General features: G+C 46.5%; 21 protein-coding genes. 13 read left to right on the top strand and 8 right to left on the bottom strand.

From position 1 onward, the window contains the following. Positions 1 to 145 precede the first annotated feature (145 nt). Both B4V02_RS15760 and B4V02_RS15755 read left to right on the top strand, forming a co-directional pair. A complete protein-coding gene (locus B4V02_RS15760; protein WP_094155512.1) occupies positions 146 to 856 on the top strand; it encodes a CBS domain-containing protein in 711 nt (236 codons plus the stop codon). A gap of 19 nt (positions 857 to 875) precedes the next feature. Continuing rightward, positions 876 to 1,496: a TraX family protein gene (locus tag B4V02_RS15755; protein WP_094155511.1), complete on the top strand. Its 621-nt coding sequence runs from the start codon at positions 876 to 878 to the stop codon at positions 1,494 to 1,496. 111 nt (positions 1,497 to 1,607) lie between these two features. Here B4V02_RS15755 and B4V02_RS15750 read toward each other — a convergent pair whose 3' ends face one another. From B4V02_RS15750 to B4V02_RS15740, 3 genes are all read right to left on the bottom strand, one after another. After that, a complete protein-coding gene (locus tag B4V02_RS15750; protein WP_007429933.1) occupies positions 1,608 to 2,606 on the bottom strand; it encodes a polysaccharide deacetylase family protein in 999 nt (332 codons plus the stop codon). Positions 2,607 to 2,724: 118 nt separating this feature from the next. Next, a complete protein-coding gene (locus B4V02_RS15745) occupies positions 2,725 to 6,420 on the bottom strand; it encodes a non-ribosomal peptide synthetase family protein (protein WP_094155510.1) in 3,696 nt (1,231 codons plus the stop codon). Positions 6,421 to 6,561: 141 nt separating this feature from the next. After that, positions 6,562 to 8,331 carry a methyl-accepting chemotaxis protein gene (locus B4V02_RS15740; protein ID WP_094155509.1) on the bottom strand — a complete coding sequence of 590 codons (1,770 nt, stop codon included), beginning with the start codon at positions 8,329 to 8,331 and terminating at the stop codon, positions 6,562 to 6,564. Between the two features lie 466 nt (positions 8,332 to 8,797). Here B4V02_RS15740 and B4V02_RS15735 point away from each other — a divergent pair, with 466 nt between their 5' ends. The 8 genes from B4V02_RS15735 (at position 8,798) to B4V02_RS15700 (ending at position 14,466) form a co-directional block, all read left to right on the top strand. Further along, on the top strand, positions 8,798 to 9,268 hold the full coding sequence (locus B4V02_RS15735; RefSeq protein WP_094155508.1) for a GNAT family N-acetyltransferase: 471 nt from the start codon (positions 8,798 to 8,800) through the stop codon (positions 9,266 to 9,268). Positions 9,269 to 9,329: 61 nt separating this feature from the next. Further along, a complete protein-coding gene (gene rpiA, locus B4V02_RS15730; protein WP_043890945.1) occupies positions 9,330 to 9,998 on the top strand; it encodes a ribose-5-phosphate isomerase RpiA in 669 nt (222 codons plus the stop codon). Then, a complete protein-coding gene (locus B4V02_RS15725; RefSeq protein WP_094155507.1) occupies positions 9,998 to 10,447 on the top strand; it encodes a VanZ family protein in 450 nt (149 codons plus the stop codon). Before rpiA ends, B4V02_RS15725 begins: the two co-directional genes overlap by 1 nt. A 158-nt stretch (positions 10,448 to 10,605) precedes the next feature. Continuing rightward, complete coding sequence (locus B4V02_RS15720; RefSeq protein WP_007429939.1) at positions 10,606 to 11,055, top strand: MarR family winged helix-turn-helix transcriptional regulator; 450 nt, start codon at positions 10,606 to 10,608, stop codon at positions 11,053 to 11,055. A 364-nt stretch (positions 11,056 to 11,419) separates the two neighbouring features. Continuing rightward, positions 11,420 to 12,673, top strand: coding sequence for an MDR family MFS transporter (locus B4V02_RS15715; RefSeq protein ID WP_094155506.1), 1,254 nt, complete (start codon positions 11,420 to 11,422; stop codon positions 12,671 to 12,673). A 20-nt stretch (positions 12,674 to 12,693) separates the two neighbouring features. Continuing rightward, positions 12,694 to 13,248: a nucleotidyltransferase family protein gene (locus B4V02_RS15710; RefSeq protein WP_094155505.1), complete on the top strand. Its 555-nt coding sequence runs from the start codon at positions 12,694 to 12,696 to the stop codon at positions 13,246 to 13,248. An 88-nt stretch (positions 13,249 to 13,336) separates the two neighbouring features. Beyond that, on the top strand, positions 13,337 to 13,759 hold the full coding sequence (locus B4V02_RS15705) for a GNAT family N-acetyltransferase (protein ID WP_094155504.1): 423 nt from the start codon (positions 13,337 to 13,339) through the stop codon (positions 13,757 to 13,759). A gap of 68 nt (positions 13,760 to 13,827) precedes the next feature. Continuing rightward, positions 13,828 to 14,466 (top strand): GDSL-type esterase/lipase family protein, encoded by a 639-nt coding sequence (locus tag B4V02_RS15700; protein ID WP_094155503.1) that lies wholly within the window; start codon positions 13,828 to 13,830, stop codon positions 14,464 to 14,466. Positions 14,467 to 14,570: 104 nt separating this feature from the next. Here the strand turns inward: B4V02_RS15700 and B4V02_RS15695 are convergent, their stop codons facing one another. The 4 genes from B4V02_RS15695 to B4V02_RS15680 all read right to left on the bottom strand — a co-directional run bounded on the left by B4V02_RS15695 (position 14,571) and on the right by B4V02_RS15680 (position 20,839). After that, the gene (locus B4V02_RS15695) at positions 14,571 to 15,452 is read right to left on the bottom strand and encodes a TetR/AcrR family transcriptional regulator (protein ID WP_094155502.1); all 882 of its coding nucleotides are present in this window, start codon (positions 15,450 to 15,452) and stop codon (positions 14,571 to 14,573) included. Further along, positions 15,433 to 18,528, bottom strand: a complete 3,096-nt coding sequence (locus tag B4V02_RS15690) for an efflux RND transporter permease subunit (RefSeq protein WP_094155501.1) — start codon at positions 18,526 to 18,528, stop codon at positions 15,433 to 15,435. Before B4V02_RS15690 ends, B4V02_RS15695 begins: the two co-directional genes overlap by 20 nt. Then, positions 18,525 to 19,808 (bottom strand): efflux RND transporter periplasmic adaptor subunit, encoded by a 1,284-nt coding sequence (locus B4V02_RS15685; RefSeq protein WP_244188336.1) that lies wholly within the window; start codon positions 19,806 to 19,808, stop codon positions 18,525 to 18,527. The genes B4V02_RS15690 and B4V02_RS15685 overlap by 4 nt, the downstream gene beginning before the upstream one ends. A 353-nt stretch (positions 19,809 to 20,161) precedes the next feature. Further along, positions 20,162 to 20,839, bottom strand: a complete 678-nt coding sequence (locus tag B4V02_RS15680; RefSeq protein ID WP_094155500.1) for a tetratricopeptide repeat protein — start codon at positions 20,837 to 20,839, stop codon at positions 20,162 to 20,164. A gap of 657 nt (positions 20,840 to 21,496) precedes the next feature. Here B4V02_RS15680 and B4V02_RS15670 point away from each other — a divergent pair. From B4V02_RS15670 to B4V02_RS15660, 3 genes are read left to right on the top strand one after another with little or no spacing between them, the layout of a single operon-like run. After that, positions 21,497 to 21,841, top strand: a complete 345-nt coding sequence (locus tag B4V02_RS15670) for an ArsR/SmtB family transcription factor (protein WP_094155498.1) — start codon at positions 21,497 to 21,499, stop codon at positions 21,839 to 21,841. A gap of 26 nt (positions 21,842 to 21,867) precedes the next feature. After that, positions 21,868 to 22,383, top strand: coding sequence for an SRPBCC domain-containing protein (locus B4V02_RS15665; protein WP_094155497.1), 516 nt, complete (start codon positions 21,868 to 21,870; stop codon positions 22,381 to 22,383). 28 nt (positions 22,384 to 22,411) lie between these two features. Continuing rightward, the gene (locus B4V02_RS15660; protein ID WP_094155496.1) at positions 22,412 to 22,786 is read left to right on the top strand and encodes a VOC family protein; all 375 of its coding nucleotides are present in this window, start codon (positions 22,412 to 22,414) and stop codon (positions 22,784 to 22,786) included. Between the two features lie 120 nt (positions 22,787 to 22,906). Here B4V02_RS15660 and B4V02_RS15655 read toward each other — a convergent pair whose 3' ends face one another. Then, entirely contained in the window at positions 22,907 to 23,941 is a 1,035-nt protein-coding gene (locus B4V02_RS15655; protein ID WP_094155495.1) for a C40 family peptidase, read from the bottom strand. Positions 23,942 to 24,166 lie beyond the last annotated feature (225 nt).

The raw sequence follows: 24,166 nt of genomic DNA, 5'->3' as shown, positions 1-24,166 counted from the left end.
CAAGCACGATGTGCATGAACATATTTAAATGTAGCTTATTGCACACGTTAAACTTATAATTAGTATGTATTACATGTTTAATTGTGACACATTTTAAATTTGAAAACAAGCGCTACATGATTAAAATTTGATGAATTGTCGGAAAATGCTGAAATTTGCCGATCTATGCTCATCTATAATGTATTCTACCCCATTCTATAAGGAGGTAATCATGATTCAACTGTCCGAAAGACAGCGTGAAATCGTTGATATTGTCCAGCGCCTGGCGCCTGTTACGGGGGATAAAATTGCCGAAGAGCTGGGGCTGACACGACCGACGCTCCGGTCTGATCTGGCTTTGCTCGTGATGCTTGGGCTGGTAGATGCCAAGCCCAAGGTAGGGTACTTGCCAGGGCGTTACCCCAAATATGATAGCCATGTCGGCAGCATGCTGAAAAAGCTGACTGTGGCTGATATACTTAGTGAACCGATCTTGATATCCGGCGATGCTACCGCCTATGATGCCGTGTTGATGCTATTTCAGCAAAATACAGGCACGCTAATGGTTACAGGGGAGGAGCAGGAGTTCATTGGCATTGTTACCCGCAAGGATTTGCTGAAGGTCATGCTGGGGCATACCGATCTTCACACTGTTCCCGTGACTATGGCTATGACGCGACGGGCACAGATGACAACGCTGCTTCCGGGGGATTCATTGCTGGACGCCATATCGAGGCTGGTGCGTCATCAGGTCAATTGCCTTCCGGTTCTGGACGAGCAATATGCCTACCCAACTCAAATTAAGGGCCTGGTGGGACGGGTTACAAAAACGGACATCATGAACGCCATTTTGAGCCTGACGGAGGAAAGGACATAAAACAATAAGGGGGCCTTATATGTACTGGTTGGCCATGCTGACGATGCTGATTGACCATGTCGGACTTGTGTTTTTCCCGGCAGATCCGGCTTGGAGAATTGCTGGCAGGCTTGCTTTTCCCATTTATGCGTACGCGCTGTATTTGGGGTATGCCCGGACAAGAGATATGCGAAGCTACATGCTCCGTCTACTTGGGCTCGCCCTGATTTCCCAATTACCCTATATGCTGGCATTTGATGTGTACAGGCCGAATGTAGTCTGGACGCTGTTGGCTTCATTGCTGGCGCTGGCTGCTGCGTCCCGCTTGAAGCATTGGGCTGCAATTACGTGCCTGTATGTCCTGACAGCTCTGATCATGGAGCTTAGCATGATGGATTACGGAGCCTATGGGCTGCTGCTTGTCCTTATATATCGGTATACACGTTCATCTATGATGGTTGCTGCCCATTTTGCTTTGAACGTGGTGTATGATCTGGTGCACCATGCGAATATCCAGCATTTTAGTCTGCTGTCCAGCATTCTGATTGCCTGTTTTGCAGCCGGAGAGAGCGGATTTTATAATCGGGTTCCGCGTTGGCTGTGGCGCAGCTTTTACCCGGTGCATTTGGCTGTTATTGCGGCGATTCGCATTTGGCCCTAAATTTTATCTCATCAACCCAAAAGAACCTTTAAACCAGAGCATAGGGACGGGAATGACCCCACACATGGTTTAAAGGTTCTTTTTGATCTTGAAATGAGCTAGACAACGGTTTTATGATACCTTGTTGGGACCTTGGGCAAATGGCAATGGCCGAAGGGGAGCACCCTCCTTCATATATTGCACCAAGACTTCCGGGATGTTGTGTATTCCGCCTGCATTGACGCGGTAGCCATTCGTCTGTCCCGGTGAATTAATGCCACGTTTCACCGTGAACGTGACGTCTATGCCCAGGGAACGGCAAATCTTTAGTGTTTCCTCAGTATATCCGCCATAAGGAAAAGCAAGTACCTTCTGATCATTGTGCAGATGCTTGAACAGCTTCTTATCAGCCGTATCCAGATCGGTGTAAACTCGCTGTTTAAACTCATCCTCGGTTTCCATCCGTCCCAGCTTTTTCGAATACATCGGACCCATTAAAAGCGGCTTCTGCTTGGTACGTGCTGTATTGGAGTATCCATACGCATGCTGGTCATTGGTATGATTATAAAAATCAATCCCTTCGGCATGCATTTGCTGAATTTGATCCCATGTCAGCTTTCGAATACCAATGTGCTTGGGATTGCTGATTGTGGATGTGATGAGAAAATTGGTTGCCGGTACGCGGTACGCTTTTAACACGGGAAAGGTGTCCGTATAAAAGGATTCATAGCCATCGTCGAATGTCATGAGTACCGCATTATCGGGAACCTTGGCTTTATGTAAAATAAAGTTCGTATATTCTTTCATCGTAATCCAGCGGAAGCCGTTCGCTTTCATTTCGTCCAATTGCTTCGTAAAATTACTGAGCTTCAGTGCACCGGGATCAGGCGGGGACTTGGTCACCTCATGATACATCAGGACAATGACTTTGTTCTGGTAATATACTTTATCCGGTGTAGGCGTCAGCGAGAATAGATGGCGTACCAGTCGATCCGCATTAGCCGTGCGTGTACGGTGAGTCCCTTTAACTGCAGGCGTATGATAAATGGCACGTGCTTCATACACCAAAATTCCTAAAACAGCGATTAAGCTCATAATCAGTAGTGCTCTTTTAAATATAGTGCGTTTCATTTGAATGACATCCCCCGCATGCAAAAAATTCTGAGTATTGAGGTTTAATACTAAAGATGAAACTAGCAAAATCTAGTCTATCATACCTAATACACGCGGGGGAAATATCACAACTTTGTTACCTCTGTGTTGCTTTTGCGGATACCGATGATGAAGCCGGGAAATAACCGATCTCGACGGCATGTTGGATCATGTTTCGAATAAAATTCAGATCGGTTACCGGGCATTGGACGCCAGCCTGCTCCAGCAGAGACGTGGTTACAGTGCATCCGTACCGATAAGCAGAATCCTTGGCTCCGTCGCCTTCAAGCTGCCCCATAGCGAGGTGGAGTGCATCCTCCTGAATACCGGAAGACGGATTCAGCAGCCAAGCACTGTAATCGTCAAAAGGCAGGGTTTCCACAGCATAGCCCAGCTTGTTTACCATAGCAATCAGCTCGTCATACGGAAGCGGGTTCGGATTGCAGATATGGAAAATGCGGTTCGAGCTTTTTTGGTGAACGGACAGCTCTACGATCGCGCGGCTGGCATAATCAATCGGCGTGAAGTCTGTATGCCAATCGGCCTGCGGCGCCTTGCCCAGCAGCAGCATCGCTTTGATCATACGATAGTAGGCGTTGCTGTCGATATTGCGCTGGAAGCGTCCGTTCGCCGAGTGGGCCGTCAAATTACCTGCACGATAGATGGAGACAGGCGTACCTGCTTGAGCCGCATGGAACAACAGCTTTTCTGCCGCCAGTTTACTGTTCGTGTACAGGTTGTCCACGCTCAGATCATCCGTGAAGGAAGACAGATCCAATACGGATTCCCATTTTCCCTCGTTTGCCAGATCCTCCGGTATGCCCATTGTTGAGACATGATGGAAGGATACTCCCGGCTTCGCTTGGGCGATTTTTAGCAGCTCCAGTGTCCCGGTCACATTTGTACGATCAAAGGTTGCTGAATCACCAAAATGGCGGACGTCAGCGGCGCTGTGAATGATGCCGTCGATTAGATGCTCCAGCATATGGCGGTCTACGGAAGAGAGGCCAAGGTCTGCCTGCTCCAGATCTCCATATACGGGTTGGACTCGTCCCTTGATCAAGTCAGAGATACCGGGTCCGAAATATCCTGTCATGACAGATTGAATACGCTCAATACCGCATGGACCGTCCTGGGAAGGGCGTACCATCGCGTATACTTGGGCTTCTGTCCGTTGAAGCAGGTCATACAAAATGTGTGAACCAAGATAGCCTGTAGCTCCGGTCAACAAAATAACACGCATGTCGCGCACTTCAGCGATATCCGAATTGCTGGACAGCTCAATCGGATGCTCATTCAGGTCTGTTTTTTCTTGAGGAACCGTCACTGCTTTGCGTAGTGGCGCTTGTTCTGTACCTAATTGCTCCACGTATTCTGCAAGCTCACGAATGGTTTTATAGCGGAAAAAATCTCCGATACGCAGTGCGCCATAACGCGGCTTCAAAATAGCCAGTACATGAATGACACGAAGCGAATCGCCCCCGATCAGGAAGAAATCATCGGTTGCGCCAATATTGTTTTTGCCAAGCACCTGTGCCCATGCTTCCGCAATGAGCGTTTCGGTCCCTTCCCGGACAGGCTCTCCGCCAAATGAAAGGTCAGGTACTTCGGGAAGTGGGAGCAGGGCCAGCTTTTTCCGGTCAATCTTGCCAGTCGGTGAAATCGGCATGGCTTCCAGATGCACGACATGGCTCGGTACAAAATAGGAGGGCAGCTTGCTCCCGATATAAGACTGAATCACGTCCTGCGGGATGGATTGTCCGTCTGAAGTGGTGAAATAGCCCACCAGCATATTTTGATCCGTATGATCCTTGACGGCTACGACCGCCACGTCCTGAACGCCCGGATGTTTGGAGAAGTGGTCCTCGATCTCCCCAATTTCGATCCGGTTTCCCCGAATTTTGAGCTGCGAATCCTTCCGGCTTACGTATTCAATCGTGCCGTCTGGCAGCAGCTTGGCGATATCACCCGAGCGGTACATTTTTTCACCCGGAGCAAAAGGGTTGTCCACGAACGATTGGGCTGTACGCTCCGGCTGATGGAGGTAGCCATGGGCCAACGCAGGAGTAGCAATGCACACTTCACCTGGAATATTGACAGGGCACAGCTTGTTATCCTCGTTGACGATGTAGACTTTGTAATTGTAGATAGGTTTGCCGATCGGAATGTTAACGACATGCTCAGGCACAGCACCACGAACACGGTGGGTCGTCGTCGCCACGGTGCACTCGGTCGGTCCATATACGTTGACAATGTCTGTATCTGTACCGAATTTGCGCTGGAACGCTCGAACCTGTGAGCCGTACAGCGCTTCGCCTGCCACGGTAACAATCCGTACTTTGGCGAGTTTGCGATAGCCTTCGTCTGATAAGTACGTAGACAGCTGATTAAAGAATACAGTTGGCAAAATGGTAATAATCGTCGTACCGGTACGTGCGATGGCTTCTGCGAATTCTTCAACAGATACACGTTCTTCGGAAGACAGCAGATACAGCTTTGCACCGTAGAACAAGGCTCCAATCGTATCCCAAACAGATGCATCAAAGCTATAGGTCGCGAATTGGGTCAATACATCCTGAGATGTGATATCGCAATCGCGTTGCACAACAGCCCCCAGGTTAACGACCCCGCGGTGAGCGATCAAGGCACCTTTCGGTTTGCCTGTCGAGCCGGATGTATAGATAACATATGCGAGATCATCCGGACCTACGTTAATGTTCGGATTGCTTGCTGCATAACCTGCCAGGGGTCCGTTAATGGCTAGAATTTCTTTTACTGTCTCAATGGAGCCGCACAGTTCAGTCGCTTGCTCCATCAGTGCAGAAGTCGTCAGGACAAAGGGAGAACGCGTATCCTCGACGATGTAGCTACTCCGGTCAGCGGGGTGGGCTGGATCGACAGGTACGTACACACCACCGGCTTTCAGGATACCGAGCAGGGAAATAACGGTCTCCAGGCTTCGTTCCATGAAGATGGTCACGAATTCGCCTTTGGCAAGACCCTTGGATAGCAACACACGTGCGACCTGATTAGCACGTTCGTTCAGCTCACGGTACGTATACTCTCCGGCGTGGGAAGCAATAGCCGGACGATCAGGATATTGTGAAGCCGCCTCCTCAAACATTCCGTGAATGGTTTGATGCTCAGGATACTTCACGACTGTGTTATTTAAAGCTTCATGAGCAGCCCGATCGGCATCAGACAATATGTCAATTGAATTCACAAGGGCAAGGCTGCTGGTTAGTGCGCCACGCAGAAGGGCTTCGAAATATTCCGCATACCGGACAATCGTTGTTTCCAGAAGGAGTGAATCATCATACCGTATCTGTATTTGATAAGAGCCGCTGTTTTCGCTGACAGCCCAGTCCATAATACGGGATTCTGCACCGCCGTCTGTAGGCAGATTTGCCGAGAATGACGTATCGGCTTGCGGTTCTGCCAGGTAAGCGTCGGACTTACGAAGCATTTCCTGAAACAAGCCTGTCAGTTCATGGAAAGTCGTTTCCTTTTCGATCGTCAGTGAGGCTGTAAGCAGACCCGATTGAGGCACAAAAGTAGAAAAAGAAACTTCTTCTTCTGCGGACAGACGGTATACCCATGCGGTATACGCTGATAATAGCAACGCGTGTTTGACTTCCGCTGCTGTTTGCTGGTTCAGCAGCTCAGAGATGGACGGTTCTAGCTCTACTCGATAAGTAGAGTATGTATGCTTGCGTTGTATACGTGCAAAATCCAAGGGAACCAGGAACGGGGACGGCGCTGTTTGTGAACTGTTTTGTAGTATTGAAACCATTACGCTTACCTCCTGAATGTTTGATATCTTCATATATGGATAAAGCCAGAAATGCCTCCCATCCCTTCAAATGCATGAACAGGAGGGAGGCATTACTGAGCGACTTGTTTATGAAAAACATTGGAGTCGATAGAATGATTGTTATGATTTGGTACGGTTGGTGTCCTTAATTTTAAAATAAGAAGTAATTTCTTGGAGCTCTTCAGACATAGACGACAATTTATAGGACGAATCTATGATGGAGTCCAGAGAAGCTTTTTGTTCATCAACCGTTTGTGCAATATGAATGCTGTTGTCAGCTGTTTTGCTTACGGTGGAGGAGAGGTCGTCTGCCGTTGCTGTCATTTCTTGTGTACCCGCAGAAATTTCCTCTGTTGCACTGGATACTTCCTGAATTTGCATTGCTACATTTTTAGTTGCTTGCAAAATGTCACTGAACAGCTCGCCGGCTTGTCCAGCTACAACGATCCCATTCTGAACTTCAATGTTACCTTTCTCCATGGAAATTACGGCTTGTCCGATTTCACTTTGGATTTCTTCTATTAGGGTTGTAATTTGTTTGGTTGCTTCCGCTGATTGTTCTGCTAACTTGCGAACCTCACTGGCAACGACGGCAAAGCCTTTGCCTTCTTCACCGACACGTGCTGCTTCAATAGAAGCATTCAAGGCAAGCAGATTCGTCTGGCTGGAAATGCCAGAAATCGTACCGATAATGTTACCAATTTCTTGCGAACGGTTATCAAGCAGCTTGATGATGCGGGATGTATTGGTAACAGAGTCTGTAATTAAATGCATTTGTGAAGAAACCTTGCCTATAATTTCGTTACCTTCGTTAGAGCGCTTCTCGACCGAATTTGCTTCTTCTGCAACAGTAGTAGAGCTGGCTGCGATATTTTGGATGACCGAAGCCATTTCAGACATGGCTCGTGCACTATCCCCCGTTGCTTTTTCTTGTGCGCGGATGTTATTCGTAATTTCATTGATATTCTGATTTATAATGTTTGAATTAACACCGTTTTGTTCGCAGATTGCGAGTAGTTCCTTCGCCGATTCATTGACTTCATCCGTTGTCTGCTTCACTTTGGTCATGATGCTGTTAATATGGCTTACCATGTCATTAAAGTTCTGATTCACGAGTCCCAAATCATCCTGGCCTGCATGAATTTGAACATCCAGGTTTCCTTGGCTTACTTCACTGATACCGTACATGAGTTGCTTGATCGGCGTCAACGTACGTCTTACAACCCAATATTGAAGTACCAGACAGATCAGCAGGAAAATGACCAAAATGGTAGCACCGCTAATGAGCAGCTTGGTCAATCCGGCAGGTACAGCACTGGCATCTGCATCGACAGCAAAATATGCAAAGATTTTGCCACTTGGATCTTTAATCGGAGTCATCAAAGTGGTCCATGTACCAAAAGAGTCATCGTAGAAGCTGGTGAAGGTTGGTTTGCCGCTGTCTAGCATATCGGCTACGCCTACCACCACAACGTTAGGCTGTTGGTACATAGCGCCAACACCCATTTTATCTTTTTCAAATGATTCTCTCAGATCGGTCGGCATCGCAACAATGGATGTCTGATCGCCGCCTTCCAGTTCCGTCCCGAAAATATAGGCATGAGCGATATTCGGATTCGTTGCCATAATATTATCCAGGTAGGCACGGAGTTTGGCTTGAACGGGTCCGTCATAATTTTTTTCTTGAACGGCTTGGGATACTTCATCCGCCTTAATGCCTTGGGCCCACTTCAATGTGATTTTCTCTACTTGCCCGTGCAGTTGGTCTATCAAAATCGTACGCTGGATCAGATAGCTGGACACGATGAGGACTAGCCCGATCAATACGATGTTGAAGAATGATAATAATAAGTTCTTGGTGAAGAATGATAAGCTACTCCACTTTTTCAAAATGCTCACTCCCTGGTTGTATTTTTGTATATGGTGTTGAACCGCTTATCTAATGAGATAATCAAGTTCCCCTTACAAACGGAATAATGGAGTTAATAGACCCTTGATTTTTATGTATTAGGTCTTTAGTCCTTCTAAATAACAAGTATGTATCCCTATATATATGTCGTACAAAAAGCCCATGAAATGAATACCTTATAACATAAAAAAAATAAATTTTAATAGGTAAACGCTGTGTGTGTTTCAGTATTTTCCAATTTATACTTCAACTTGAAAATCGAATTCATTTCAGTACATAAGTGACTATTCAACAGAAACTATCATACTTTATAATAGAGTTAATTGCACTGTCAATTTGGTACATTTTTCATAGCAGGCGTCCTAAATGCCCGATTTGTCGCGTTTTTTGTGAATTGTTTGCAATATGAGTCAATATAACTATGTATAGAGAAGAGGGAGGAGAAGAATGTCCAAGCTTACGATTGTAAAGGTTAAGAGTGACCATGCGGATCTGCATGAATTAATTCAAAAGCTGGATGAGGACTTGCTGAAAAGGTATCCTGCCGACGAAATTTATTTGGTTGATTTTTCCAATCCGAAAGTGAAGGAAATGATTTTCGCTGTTGTGTACATGGATGCAAAACCTGTTGCTTGTGGAGGACTTAGACCTATAGATGCAGAAGCGATGGAGCTTAAAAGATTTTATGTCGATCCCTCTTATCGCAGGCAAGGAATTGCTGTCAGTCTGTTATCCTTTTTGGAGGATGAGGCTCGAAAGCGGGGAACCTTAAGGATTAAGCTGGAGACCGGCGCGGCTCAACCTGAAGCGATTGCTCTTTATACGAAGCAGGGTTACGAGCCGATTGAACGATTCGGCGAGTATGAACACGATGTTAACAGTCTTTGTTATGGTAAAAAGCTGCATCTGTCTTTATAAAACGTTTTCATATACAATGAATAGTGAACCAATACTAGCCTATATAGCAGGAGAGATGAGCATGAATTTAAAGCAAAAAGCGGCTGAAAAAGCAGTAGAGGCGATTCAGGATGGCATGAAAGTAGGACTTGGTACAGGCTCGACAGCTTATTGGGCCATTCAAAAAATCGGTGAGCGTGTAGCGCAAGGATTACATATACAGGCTGTAGCTACATCCCAAGCCTCGGAGGATTTGGCCAGAGAACTGGGAATTCCCATCATTCCGTTTGATCAGATTGGAAGGCTCGACGTTACTATTGATGGAGCAGACGAAGTAAATGAGCAACTGGTGCTGGTGAAGGGCGGGGGCGGAGCTCTATTGAGAGAAAAAATTGTGGAAAGCAACAGCGACCGATTAATCATTATTGTGGATGAGTCCAAGGATGTAAAGGTGCTAGGTACATTTCCTCTGCCTGTTGAAGTCGTACCTTTTGCCAGTGAATGGACGTTGGAGGCTTTGCGGCAGACAGGCTGCCAAGCGGAATGGCGTATCCAGGACGGGGAGCGCTACCTGACGGATAACGGTAATTATATTGCCGATTGCCGCTATGGAACGATTGAGAACCCGCAAGAGCTGGAAATCCGCTTGAATCAAATCCCGGGGGTCGTCGAAAACGGGTTGTTCATTAATATGGCGGATCAGGTCATTATCGCACGAGCCAATGGACAGATCGACATCCGTAACAAGTAATGGCGGGTACCCGGCTGCTTCGTAATGTGGCATTTGTGCTATTCATTTTATATACAGCGCTTCTGCTATACTGGATGTTTCTCGGGTTTGGGCGTACCCTGCGACCGGGACCTCCGTATTCGTACAATATCGTTCCGTTTGATACAATTAGACAATATTGTCGGGCGATGCAGTCGTTCCCTTTTCGGGTATGGGGTGTTAATTTGCTTGGTAATATTGGCGTATTCATTCCCTTCGGCGTTCTTTTGCCGATTATTTGGGTGTCCATGCGCAGGATAGGCAGGCTGCTGTTAACGGTGGTGGCCGTGCTGGTCGTTCTTGAAGCGTCCCAAATGCTGCTTGGCGCAGGTACAATGGATGTGGACGATATCATCCTGAATGTTGTGGGTGTATGTTGTGGCCGCGCTGGCTATGTGCTTTTACGAAAAAGATTAGGGATCGTATCATAAAAGTCCTGCTCCGCGTACCAGTGCCACATGACTGGTGGGGAGTGGGCTTTTTTTACATAATAAATTGTAATGATCAGTAGAGATAAACGCTTAAACTTGACAAAAGTTTGCAATTAAGATATCTTTGAATAAAGATATGACTAACGGAGGCTGTTACTATGTCTGTAAAACCAGATGATCAGGATTTGGCGCTTAACTTGTTTGTTGTGCTGGCTCGTGCTTATAATTCGGTCACGTCCCGCACAAATCGCGATATTCATAGCCATGGATTGAATACAACAGAATTTGGTGTACTTGATCTGTTATATTATCGTGGACCGCAGCCCTTGCAAAAAATCGGAGAAAAGGTTCTCATCTCCAGTGGGAATATAACGTATGTCGTGGATAAACTCCAGAAAAAAAACTTGCTCACCCGGCGTGCATCACAAGATGATCGACGTGTAATTTATGCAGAATTGACCGATGAAGGACGCCATTTCTTTGAGCAAATATTTCCACAGCATCATCGTGTTATTATGGAGACGGTGGATGGTCTGTCTGTGGAAGAGAAGGAACAGGCCATTCATTTGCTAAAAAAGCTTGGACTAACCGCTGAGAGACAGAGATGAGGGACAAAGCTGAGAGAGAAAAGTAACGACTAATAACAAGCTGTACACGTTCAGACTCAGGTTAAGTATGCTATGCTTTTAGATAAAATACCGTATTTCCGGTATTTTATTTTTTTGTCGCATTTTGGGGAGGCAGGGTTAATGTAGAGACGCAAATCAGGTATAATTATGTAATAGTCACGCTCGGATGTATTCCCCAGCTCCTGCGCTTCAGTCTGTCTATCAGGCAACGTGTGTAGAACTGGAACGATTTATGGGCCAGAACTGAGATCATTCCCCCTTATTGGACTTGTACACAACGCTTCTATGTGGTGTGCAAGTTTTTTAAGGAGTCGGGACAGAGAAGGGGGCACAAGAGACATACATGAAAGAACAGCTACGTTCGATTCACCCACTGGCCTGGACGATTATAGCAGGTACTATTTTTGGTCGAATGGCGACATCGATGAGTATTCCGTTTTTGTCCATTTATTTGACCACTCGTCTGGGGGTATCTCCCTTTCATACGGGAGTGATCGTATCGGTCAGTTCGCTGGTCGGTATTTTTGCCAGCTTTTACGGTGGATATATTTCGGATCGCATCGGACGGCGTAAAGTCATGCTGGTGTCCATTGCCAGTTGGGCGCTTGTGTTCGTTGCTTTTGCGTTGGCTGAAGCGGCTTGGGCCTTTTTTGTCATTAATGCCCTAAACGGACTGTGCAGATCCTTGTTCGAGCCAACCTCGCGAGCACTGTTATCAGATGTGACCCCCAAGGAAAAAAGGCTGCTTATCTACAATATGAGGTATGCGGCCATTAATGTAGGTGTGGTGGCAGGACCGCTGCTCGGTTTGCTGCTGGGCTCTGCATCCACGGGGGCGCCATTTATGGTAGCTGCTGGTGTGTACGCCTTGTATGGGGTGTTGCTGTTGATTCAATTTGCCCGGTATGCCTCCGATCTACGTGTAGGGACCACGACCGGAGAAGCTCCGTTGCGGATGAGGGAGGCGTTCCGTACAGCCAGCCGTGATCCGATATTTATGCCGATTTTGCTAGGAACCGTATTTTGCGTGATGGGCTATGCTCATTCCAATTCCACGATGCCTCAATTTTTATCGTTATCCTTCGCGGAAGGAACCCGGTGGTTTACATACATGCTTACGGCCAACGCGATGTGCGTATTGGCTTTCCAGTATCCGCTGGTGCGGCTGGCTAGCCGTTTTTCCCCAGTGAATTCCTTGATTGCAGGAAATCTATGCATTGCGGTCAGCTTGTTGCTGTTCAGTATGCTAAACACAGGCTGGTTGTTTATACTGGATATGGTGCTGTTTACAATAGGTGAAGTGCTGTTGTTCACGATGCTGGATGTGCTGATAGATCAGATTGCAGATGCTCAATATAAAGGGACCTACTTTGGTACGATTGGCTTTAATAATCTGGGCAGTGTGCTGGCTCCTTTGTTTGGCGGCTGGTTGCTGGATAGCTATGGGCAAACGGCGCCGCTTGCCGTTTTTGTTCCGATTACACTGTCGGTCGTATTGGGCATTCCGTTTTTGCTGGTAGCCCGCCGCCGTCTGGCTCAGCGTACAGCCCGGATTGCGGCTGAGACTGGAGAGCCCGTACAGCAACTGTTATCTTAAATTAAGGAGCTGAGTGCAGGATGAAGCCGGAAGAAGATATACAGCGAATCATACACATGATGAATGATCCGCAGGTTCTTGAAGACTTGCACTACGTACGGGCACTGAGGCTGCCTCAAGGCTGTATTGCCGCAGGCTATGTACGCAATCGGGTGTGGGATAAACTGCATGGTTATACGACCGCTACACCTCTCAATGATATAGATGTCATTTATTTTGATCCGAAAAATACGCTGGAGGAACGAGATGAGCACTTGGAGCTGTCCTTGAATCGTAAGCAGGCTGGGCGTAACTGGTCTGTCAAAAATCAGGCGCGGATGCATATCCGCAACGGAGAAGCCCCATATTCCTCGATAGAGGATGCCATGAGCCACTGGCCGGAAACGGCGACGGCAGTAGCCATTAGACTGAATGACGAGGACCAAATGGAGGTCATTTGTCCGCATGGATTAAGCGATCTGCTGGAGATGCGGGTGCGTCAAAGTCCATTGTTCCGTCACACGACGGCTTTTCGCCAGCGTGTATTTGAGAAGCAATGGCTGGATAACTGGCCTTTGCTTATTGTGGAGAATTAATTACGAATACCAGCAGGATCGCTGGCCTGATACAAGAATTAGCCCAAATGCGGCAAGGATTTCAGGATAGAAGGGGAGATAACTCACGATGTTTAAAAATTTAAAAACAAGTCTGGATCGGGAGGAGATACTGGAGCTGCTGACCTATGCCGTGCTGGATCGTCCTGAGCAGGGGGAGGAAGCTTTGCGTTTCTACCAAACCTCGGATGAATGGAAGCTGTTCGGTGTGGAAGATGAAGGACTTATCGTAGGTGTTGTCGGGTTTGAAGAGCGGGAGGATGGAACGATCGTGCTCCATCACCTGGCTGTATTGCCTGAAAATCGTCATCGAGGCTATGGCAGAGGTATGCTGCTTACGCTTATTAAGGAGCGTAGCCCGAAACGACTCACGGTAGAAACAGATGCGGAAGGGGCGGATTTCTTTCGCAATGTGGGATTCGCCGTGTACGGATCGGAGGATTTGCCGGGTGGTGGGCAATTCCATTGTATATATGAAATAGACGAAGAATAAGCGAATCTCCGGGTCGCGTCTCCCTTTTTCCACATAAGATAGATTATGTCGGAGGGAGGTAGGTTTCATTGGCGTACCACTACACAGCAATTGGAGATTCTTTAACGACAGGTGCAGGCACACTGCTCAGCGGCGGATTTGTATCCATTTATCGACGAATGGCGGAAAGACATCTCTATTCGCCAGTCAGTTACGAGAATTTGGGAATCAACGGACTGACATCGCAGGAACTGCTGTCGTTGATCCGCAACAATCCGCTTTTTCGGTCGGCGCTCAGCCGAGCTGAACTCATAACGATAACGATCGGTGGAAATGATTTGCGACCATATATCAGCGCACTTGCTGGAGGCCGCGGTTCGTCGGGTTCTTCCATTCCGCAAGCCCTGAACCGCACCAAAGAGCATGTACGCCAAATCGTGCATGCCCTGTATCATATAAAGTCCGGTCAGCGTGAGCCATTTATCATACGAATGGTAGGATTGTATAATCCTTTTCCAGGAGTCAGGGAAGCGGGGGTATATGTGCGCCAGTACAACTCGTTCCTCCATACGTTGGGCGGACCGAATTACCGGGTGGCGAATATTTATCCTGCGTTTGAAGGTAATGAACGGGCGCTGCTGTCGCTGGATCGGATACATCCGAACAGCCGTGGTTATCACGTGATTGCAGAAGAGCTGAATCGGCTTGGGTATGCGCCATTACGGTGAGCGTGGAGGAAGCTTTTGATCGTACAATATGCATATTAAAAAAAGAGGTTCATGATGGCAGTAGATCTGACGATCATGAACCTCTTTTTATGCATTTTGGCGTGCTAAGCTTCCAATATAGCTTTTAGCTTGGTGCAGTCTTCCAGTAACTCGGGCAGTTGCCCCAAAAATAGAAGGAGGGCTTTCACGTGAGCTATTTCCACGTTTTGTTCCGAGAGTTCCCCCTGTAATCTGCTTAGGATTTGCACATATTCATTCCGGGTAGCTTCATTTAATTCAGTTTGTTTCAGAACCGTATCCATACGCTGCAACGCATAGAAGATTTGTTTTCCCTTGGTCCAGATTTGATCAGAATCTTCATGGAATACGGAATCGCGGCCCCACATGATTTGATGTTGAACATCAGGGCTCAACATTCCTTGTGCCAGCATATCCGTAATGCTAAGGAAAAATTCAGCCAGTGTTTGCTGCTCCGTCCAGGACAGCTCTGAATCGCTCATTCGGAGGGAATTGACAATCATGCTTTTGACGACAAACTCAATATCATACGCATAGTCTTTTATGAACTCTCCATAAGCATCAATTAAGAAATCAATCATCACGTCAGACAAATAATGTTCAACACGATCAATGGCTTGTGCGATTTTTTCTTCCTTAGAACCGATTAAAGGAACGGAGTATACCAGCAAATGAACTTTATTCTTATAAATCCGGCCCAGCGCAATCAAATACAGTTGTCTCAACTTTTCACGGGAAGGTAGCTGGTGCTTCAAATAAAGTTCTTTAATATCTGCATCAAGAAGTTTTTCAATCAGGACGATTGTCCCCAGCAGCAACGCTTCTTTACTTTGAAAGTATTTATAAAAGGAAGCCTTCACCATCCCGCTTTCACGTGCAATCTCATCGACCGAGGTGGCATCGTATCCCTTTTCTGAAAATAGGGAAAGGGCAGCATATATGATATCTTCACTTGTTATTTTTTTCATTATATCCCCCGTTTTTACTCTGTTTTTTTAATTTCCACCGGGCTATGACTATATACAGAGAGGGTACTACAAACATCGTAAGGATAGTTGAGTACATGAGTCCAAACATGATGGTGTATGCCAGCGGTCTAAACATGAGTTCCCCAATAAGAGCAATCGGAATCAGACCGACAATAGCTGTCAGCGAAGTAAGCAATATGGGGCGGAAACGCGCTTTGGTCGCTGCAACAACGGCCTCCTTCAGTTCGATCCCTTCACGTCTTGCATCCTCAATAAACTCAATCAGCACAATGCCGTTACGTACGACAATACCTGCCAAGGTCATTAAGCCCAACACGCCCATAAAAGTAATCGGCGTATTTAGAATGAGCAAGCCAAGAAATCCGCCTGCTGCTGCCATATACACGGTAGTCAATATGATGAGTGGAGTCGAGAAAGAATAAAATTGCAAAAAGATCAGCATGAAGATTAATAGGATGACGACAACATATAACCATCCTATTTCTGATAAAATGTCATCTTGTCCTGAAATCTCGCCGCCAATTTCCCAAGTGTAGCCTGGAGGAAATTTAATGTCCTGCAATTTAAGCTTGACATCCTTCATGACTTCGGAAGCAGTACGCCCGTGAACTTCAGCTTCAACAGTAATCGAACGCTTTAAATTATAATGGTTAATTTTTTGTGTTGCAAAGGATGGCTTCAACTCAGCCAATTGAGATAAAGGGATTTGAACACCATTGGCATTGGTCACATTCAATTGCTGAAACAAAATTTCAGGATTTTGATCGGTTTGGCTTAGCTTCAGCTTAATATTTATCAAATCTTTCCCCGTATCAAATCGGCTAAAACTCACGCCATTACCCATTAACAAGAGTGTACGTGTCAGATCATTATTGCTAATCTGATATTGATCCATCGCTTGTTTATTGATTTGGAAATCCAACGTATAGCCTTCATTTTCCATATTGTCTTGTATGTCCTGTGTTCCTCTGGTAGCCATAATGCCTTCTTTTAACTGCTGTGACAACGAACGCAACTGACCTACATCATTGCCTAAAATCCGAATGGAGATCGGCTTGCCGAGAGGCACACCCACTTTGGCTATTTTCAAGGAAATGGATTGACCCGGATAACGATCCTTTAAGATGGAGGACCATTTGTCTGCCATTTCATCGGGATCAAATGCACCTTCTTCCCCAACAATAGCAATCTGACCCACGGTTGTGCCTGTTTTGGCATCAGCGGTCATATCTTGAAACAACTGGGGAGCGTCGCCGCCAGCCGCATAACTGATCGTTTCTACATGAGGCTGCTGCTTCACCCATTTGGCAATATCCTCGGTGACCCGCTTGGTTTCTTCTATTGAAGTGCCTATGGGCATACGCACATTAATGCTTAATTGCGGATCGTCTGTTCTGGGGAACAGGTCGATCGGAATCAGAGCAAGTACACCGTACAGCGTGGTACTAATCAATAATCCTAATGAAGCATACAATGCAGGTCGCTTGATGACTTTGGGAATCAGCTCGCTGACATATACGTTACGAAGAGCATCAATTTGTTTTCCCAGCAGTCCCGGCGGCTTCATGGTGGAGTTGAGCGTTTTTTGACTTCGTTGTCCATACCATTCTCTAAAGATTGGGATGACGGTAAAGGACATGAGCATGGAAGCCAATAACGTAAAGATAACAGCAAACGGTAATGGTTTTATTAGGGAGCCTGCATCGCCTGATAAAAAGAACAGCGGGGCAAAGGAGGCTACAGTTGCCAGGGTTGCGGTCAAAATGGAAATGGAAACTTCTTTTGTTCCATTTAATGCTGCTATCTTGGGGCTCTCACCCAAGGTCATCATTCTGCGTTCAATATTATCATTAATCACCACAGCATCATCGACTAGAATCCCCATTACAATAATGAGGCCGATGACGGTAACTTGATTCAGCGTTACGCCGAGCATAGGAAGAATAATGAAGCCTATGGCAATCGAAATGGGAATAGCCAGTGCAACAAAGGAAGAGGTCACCAGATTCAATCCCAATGTACATACGATCACAACCGCCGCAATGGCAAACAGCAATTCACGGGTCAAGCCATGAAAAATATGATCAATCCGCTCGGTCTGTGAAAATAACGTATTCAGTTGGAACGTATTAGGCAGATCTGGTTTTAACAACTGCATTTCTTTATTTACTTTGCTATAAATCGTGTCTACGTCAGAGCCGGTATTACCGTTAATCGTCAGTGTAATAGCGGGTTTACCGTTAAAAAAGGCCATGTAACTGCTGGTATTTTGCGTAAGTAAAACGCTGCCCACATCACTGAGATACACAGGAGCGCCACTTTCAGTTTTGGAAATAATGACCTTACTCAAATCTTGAGCATTCTTGGACTGCGTCACGTTCATTCGGTATGTGCGTTCGTTGTAATCCAGATTGCCTATCGGATATTGCTCATTTTCCTTCTGCACTGCACTCATGAGCTGTTCCCAACTGATATGGTACTGCTGGAGCTTTTGAGCATCAATCTGAATCTGAACCTCTTGATCCGGTAATCCCTTGATCGTTACTTCCGATACACCGGGAATGGTTTTTAATTGATCCTTCCACGATTTCACCATATCATTTAGTTGATACAATTGCTCCACAGAGTCCCCCGTGATGGCGTAGGAATGGATAAATACCTTATTCAAATCATCGTTAACGACAGGCTTTTGAGCATCTGTGGGCAGAGAAGACTGGGCATCGTTCATTTTTTTGCGTAATGTATCCCAGGCTTCTGTGGCATTGGCGTTGCCTTCTGTCTCAATGATAATCGTCGAAAGTCCATTTTCGGATGTAGAAGAAATCTTTTTAATATGATTGATTTCTTTCATTTTTTGTTCCAGAGGCTTCGTGACCGTTTGTTCTACCTTTTGGGGTGTAGCTCCAGGATAGAGGGTCGTGACTACAGCGGTTTTCTTGATAATATCCGGCGTTTCCTGCCGAGGAAGTTGAGAGACACTATACAGCCCGGCAACAATCGCCATGATAAAAATAAAGAGGGTCAGTTTTTTCTTTTTGATAAAATATGCAATCATTTGCTCGTTCCTCCCGTAATCTGAACGGGCAGCCCATCGTAGATCAGGTTTACTCCGGTGGTAACGATACGATCCCCGACATTCAGCCCCTTGGTAATTTCGAGCTTATTGTTGGACATCTGACCGACATTCACGACCGTCTTGACCGCCTTGTTGTTTACCACTTTATAGACAAAAGTATCTGTACCGTTATTAATGACAGCCTTGGCTGGGAGCAAAATTTGCTCATTTTGGGTCAATTGGCGGCCTGCCTTTACGACTTGTCCCGGGGCCCAATTATGCTGGGTGTTAGGAACAATCACTTCCACGTTGATACTGCCCGTATTGGTGTTGGTGGCCGGATAAATTTTGCTGACCGTTCCTTCTCTGTTCTCATCGTACAGTTGAAGCTGGACTGTCTGACCTTGCTTCCAGTTCGTGATTTCATGATCGGGAACAGGGAGCAGCACCTTGAGCTTGTCGATTTGTCCGATACGATATACCGGCTGTCCAGGGCTCGCCAATTGTCCCACCGTTGCCTTTTTCTCCAGAATAACGCCGGAAATGGGGGCTTTTAAAGCTGTCTTGGAGAGGGAAAGTTCGGCTTGCTTTTTGGCAATGACCGCCTGTTGATATCCCGCAGTAGAGTTATCCTTGGAGGCTTCTGCCTGTTCTTTCGCGGCGATGGCAGATTCTTTCCCGGCTTGGGCTTGCTCCAAGCTGGATTCTGCCGATTGCCGGTCTTCTAATGTGGCTCCCTCCTGTATTAAGGAGAGGGCTTCTTGCGCATCCTCCAGATCCTTGGAGGCGTTGGTTAAAGCGAGCTGTGCATTTTCATAATCGTTTTTGGTCGCAGCTCCCTGATCATATAAAAGCTTGGTGCGTTCAGCGGTGGCCTGTGCTTTAGTCAAAGCGGACTGCGCTCTTTGCACTTTGGTACGGACCTGTGCCCTTTCCTGCTCACGGGCACCCTTATTCACTTTGTTGGCTCCAGCTTGAGCTGCTGCTTTTTGCGCATTAGCGGATTGAATGGAGGCTTCTGCGCTTGAAATGGCGGCTGTTGCATTTTTGATACCAGCCTGTGCTTCAAGAATAGCTGTATTAGCCTGCTCCAGTTGTAGCTGGTAGCTGGATGAATCAAGCATCGTCAAGATCTGTCCTTGGGATACAGAGTCTCCTACGTTCACAAGTGTGTCACGTATCAGACCGGATAACTCGAACGATACGGTGGTGTCTTCATAGGGCTGAAGTGTACCTGAAAGGTGAAAAGAAGTCGACAGCGGTTCTTTTTTTACAGTCATTGCTTCCACCTTTTGCTTTTGTTGTTCTGCTGCATCATTTTGACTCAATCCTGTAGATGAGCAAGCTGAGGTAAACAGAAGAATGAATATGGCAGATATGTAGAGACTGGGTTTCAACAAGATGATCGTCCTTTCCGATTTCATACTCTTGAGTTTATTTATAAACTCTAAGGTTTATAAGCGGATTATATGACCTGATTTGTGGCATGTCAATAACAGGTTACAAAATAAAACGCTGATCAGGAGGATCAGAACGATTCGATTCAGGTCGATGGAGGAGCTGTGTGGATGAAACGTAAAAACGACCTATCTCAAAAGAAGAGAAAGGTCGTTAAGGTAAAATATAGATCCGTCTAGCCGATTAATTTACGGAATAAGCTGCGTACAGCCCACTTACGCTCACTTCGTTTGCGGTATTTGGGCAGAGAACGATAGACGGCAATCGACTGGTTAAAGGCTGCCGCGGCCTCATCCTTGCGTTCCAGCATTCGGTACATCAAGCCTGTCAGATAATAGCCTTCGCTGGAAGAGGACTGAATTTCCTGAAATTGCTGCAGAAAGTGCAGAGACTTATTTACGTCGTGTTCTTTGAAAGCTGCGGCTAAATGCAAATAAGGCTCACCGTATTGTACCCGCGGGTTAATGTCCAGTGCTTTCAGTAAATGCAGTTCACCATCTTCCAGATGGCTCGTGTGTACTTCAGCCGTTCTCCGTGCATTCCAATAGTCGGCGGAATCTTCATAACGGGATTGAATTTCCAGTAGAAGCTCCAAAGCCTGATGATATTTCTTGCTTTCGATCCAGATACGAGCCAAATCGAACTTGGCAGCCACATCGTTAGTATTTAGCGCAATCTGCTGACGCAGCCGTGCCGCGTTGCGTCTTCTTTTCCAGGGCTTGCTGATGCTGGGCAGTACACCCACAAAGCTGCGATCCAATACGTAGATCACAATCAGCAGTACAAGCAGCGCGAGAAACGGGTTGCCAAGCAAACTCCATAGTAGAGAAAAAATGAGAAATTTCCCAATCATCCTGCTCCAATCCTCCTGTACATGTATCCATCCATACTTTCCACATTATAGCATAAGGCCACTTCAAGGGTCATTAGCCTGATGATATTTGGAGGGGGGAGTGGGTCGAGAAGAAGTGCTTTTATTTATGATGCTCAATGTACAGCTTTACTAAAAAAGCGACTTTGGCACGATGGGCTCTCTACCTCAGTGGGGGACTTGTACGTGCTTTTGAGAAATACGCCTATCGAAACGTAAAGGGAGGAACTGACCAAAGATTCTCCGTGGTAAACGGTCAGATTTTGCTTATCGCAAGTTTGTTCCAACATCTTAGAGCAGAAACAAAGGTTGAGGTACAATAAGTTTTGATGTTCACTTTCAATACTGCAAAATTCGGATTATAAAGGGAAAGGGAACAAATAATAAGGGAAATGTGGGAGCAAAGACCGCATTGTTCATTTCCCTTAATTGTTCAAGGAAACCGCCCCTAGGCAAAACGCCAGGGATTAAATCACCAAACCATCTGCAAACTTACTGTATAAATTTAAATGGGAGTTCATTTTAAATATTCCTTGACGGGAATATTCCTAATAAGGTATATTTAATTCAGCAGGAGAAAGTTACTCTGAATCAAGGAGATGATTAGACGAAAAATCATTAAATATAGAGGTGAGCATTATGTCTGGCAAAGGTCCGGGAATGGATATAACGGCTCTGAGTGCTTTAGCTGAACCGAATCGTATGAATATCGTTGAACTGTTGCGCGATGGTTCTCTGGCCGTGGGCGAAATCGCCGATCAGCTGGGGATTCGCCAACCACAAGCGTCAAAGCACTTGAAAGTGCTAAGCGACAGCGGGATTGTGGAAGTGCGAGTCGATGCGAACCGTCGTATCTACACGCTCCGGTCTGAACCCTTTCAAGAGTTGGATTCTTGGGTGCAGTCCTTCCGGCATCTTATGGAAGATAGGTTTGATAACTTGGACAATTACTTGCGTGAACTGCAGAACAAGGAAAAACCATAATATCATTTCATTGGAGGATCATAACAATGTCAAATAACGTAATTTCGCGCGTAGAGAACGATCGCGTCCTGGTGCTGGAGCGCATATTCGATGCGCCACACGATCTCGTATTCCGGATGTTTAAGGAGCCAGAGCATCTCAAGCGTTGGTGGGGACCGAAAGGCTGGGAAATCCCGGTCTGCAACATCGATTTCCGTCCAGGTGGCGTGTGGCACTACTGTATGAAGTGCGTTGATCAGAATCAAGGTCAGTTTTACGGCATGGAATCATGGGGGAAAGGCGTTTATAAAGAAATTGTCGAGCCGGAGAAGATCATCTACACCGATTATTTCTCAGACGCCGAAGGCAATATAAACGAGTCCATGCCAGCGTCCCTAATCACGATGGAGTTTATCGATCTAGGCGGCAAAACCAAATTGGTAAGCCGTTCTGAATATGCGACGGTAGAGGCCCTTAAAACCGTCATGGACATGGGCATGCTACAAGGAATCACCGAAACCTGGAATCGCTTGGGCGAGTTGTTGGAGTCACTTAACCCGTAAATTATTCCATACGAGGAGCGTTCAAATTATGATTAACAAAATTGGCCAAGTTATGTTGTATGTGAATAACCAAGACGAATCCAGAGATTTTTGGTCAGAAAAATTAGGATTCGAGGTCATTGCGGAAGAAACCAATGGTCCGATGAGATGGATCGAAGTCGCTCCTAAGGGTGCAGCAACTAGCATTGTTCTTCATAGTAAGGAGTTCGTTGCCAAGATGAACCCTGAAATGAATCTCGGAGCACCATCTATCATGTTTTACACGGAGAATTTCGACGCGTTGTACAGCGATCTGAAGAACAGAAACATTAAGGTTGGGGATATTGTGGAACTTCCCTCCGGCAGAGTCTTTAACTTCGCAGATAATGAAGAAAATTACTTTGCTGTATCGGAAAAGAAATAAGAGAGTTTAACAAGTTATGACAGCAGCTAATCAAAATGATCAGCTGCTTTTTTTAATGCGGTTCAGGTAAACTGGTACTTTAAATCGCAATCTCGAGTGCCTGTGGCTATCCGGTTTGTCCTAAAATAGCCTGCGCGCTGTTACGAAACGTTTCTGCCATTTATCGTCAAGCGTGTCAAAATGAACGCCACGCTCTTTGGAGAAAGTATGCAGCAATTTGTTGTTCCCTGCATAGATAGCCACATGGCCGATCTCCAGCCCGCGTGCGCTGAAGAACAGCAGGTCGCCTTTGCGCAGCTCGTTCAGCCCGACCTTACGGCCTTCTTTAGCCTGATCGTAAGAGACACGTGGGAGGTCGATGGAAAGCGTATGCCGGAACACTTCCCCCACAAAAGAAGAACAATCAAAGGTCGATGTCTGGCCGGTTGCTGCGCCGAATTCATAAGGGGTACCGAGGAATTTCTCCCCGTAGGCAATCAGTTCATCTCCCTGCCGTTCCGCAAGGGATGGGCTGGTATAATCGCTGTATTTTGGTTTTGCCGATATGTATCCGGTCAGGTTGTCTTTAGTGCGCACTTCCAGCCAGAGGGCATTGACCTCGCGGATAATATGAACCTTTTCGCCGGCTGGAATAAGCCGCAGGGAAGGGGAAGTCCCCGATGAATCCGGTTCGCTGCGCAGGTTGACCCTGGAAAGTACCGTTGTGAAAAAATCGTTCCTCGAGACAATCCGGATTGTCCGGGTCAGGGCATCCCATTTCACTGTGCTCCCAAGTGCTTCGCTCACAAAACGCAGTGGAATCATCGTGTTGCCCTTAACAATCTGTCCGGGAACATTCAGGGACAGCGCATTGCCGTTTAGGGTGGCAGCGAGTTCACCGATGCGGTAGGTCAGCACCGTGTCGTTTTTGGTTGCTGTTACGGTTTTGCTGGATTCGTCCCAGGAAAGCCTGGCTCCTTGCGCCTCAAACAACTGGCGCATGGGGACGAGTGTTGTCCCATCTAGCAGCAGCGGCTGGGCGACAAGCTGAAGCGGGCGGTCATCCACATAAACGGTCGTCGCCGGAGTTAACGGCACCGACTTCGCATAAGATGGGCTCGCTTGGAGCAGCGATACCGCCAGCAGAGCCAGCAATACTCCCTTGTTGATTGTCATGCTGTCATCACCTCGTTGTTAATGTGTTCATCTAAGTTGTACGAGGCTGCCTCCGATTAGTTGTGTACCAAATATTGGGACGATTCCGCAGGATACTCGTCAAAGGAACCGAATCGCCTGAGTCAGTCCAGGCTTATGAAGTAGCGCTTTGAAAAATGAAGGATAGTAGTTCATTTTTTTGCAAAAAACAAAATAAACAAAAATAAAACAATAAAATATCTGTGT

The sequence above is a fragment of the Paenibacillus kribbensis genome (assembly GCF_002240415.1).
Taxonomy (GTDB): domain Bacteria; phylum Bacillota; class Bacilli; order Paenibacillales; family Paenibacillaceae; genus Paenibacillus; species Paenibacillus kribbensis.
The sequence above is the reverse complement of the archived record's forward strand: the minus strand, read 5'-3'. Positions and strand labels throughout refer to the sequence as shown.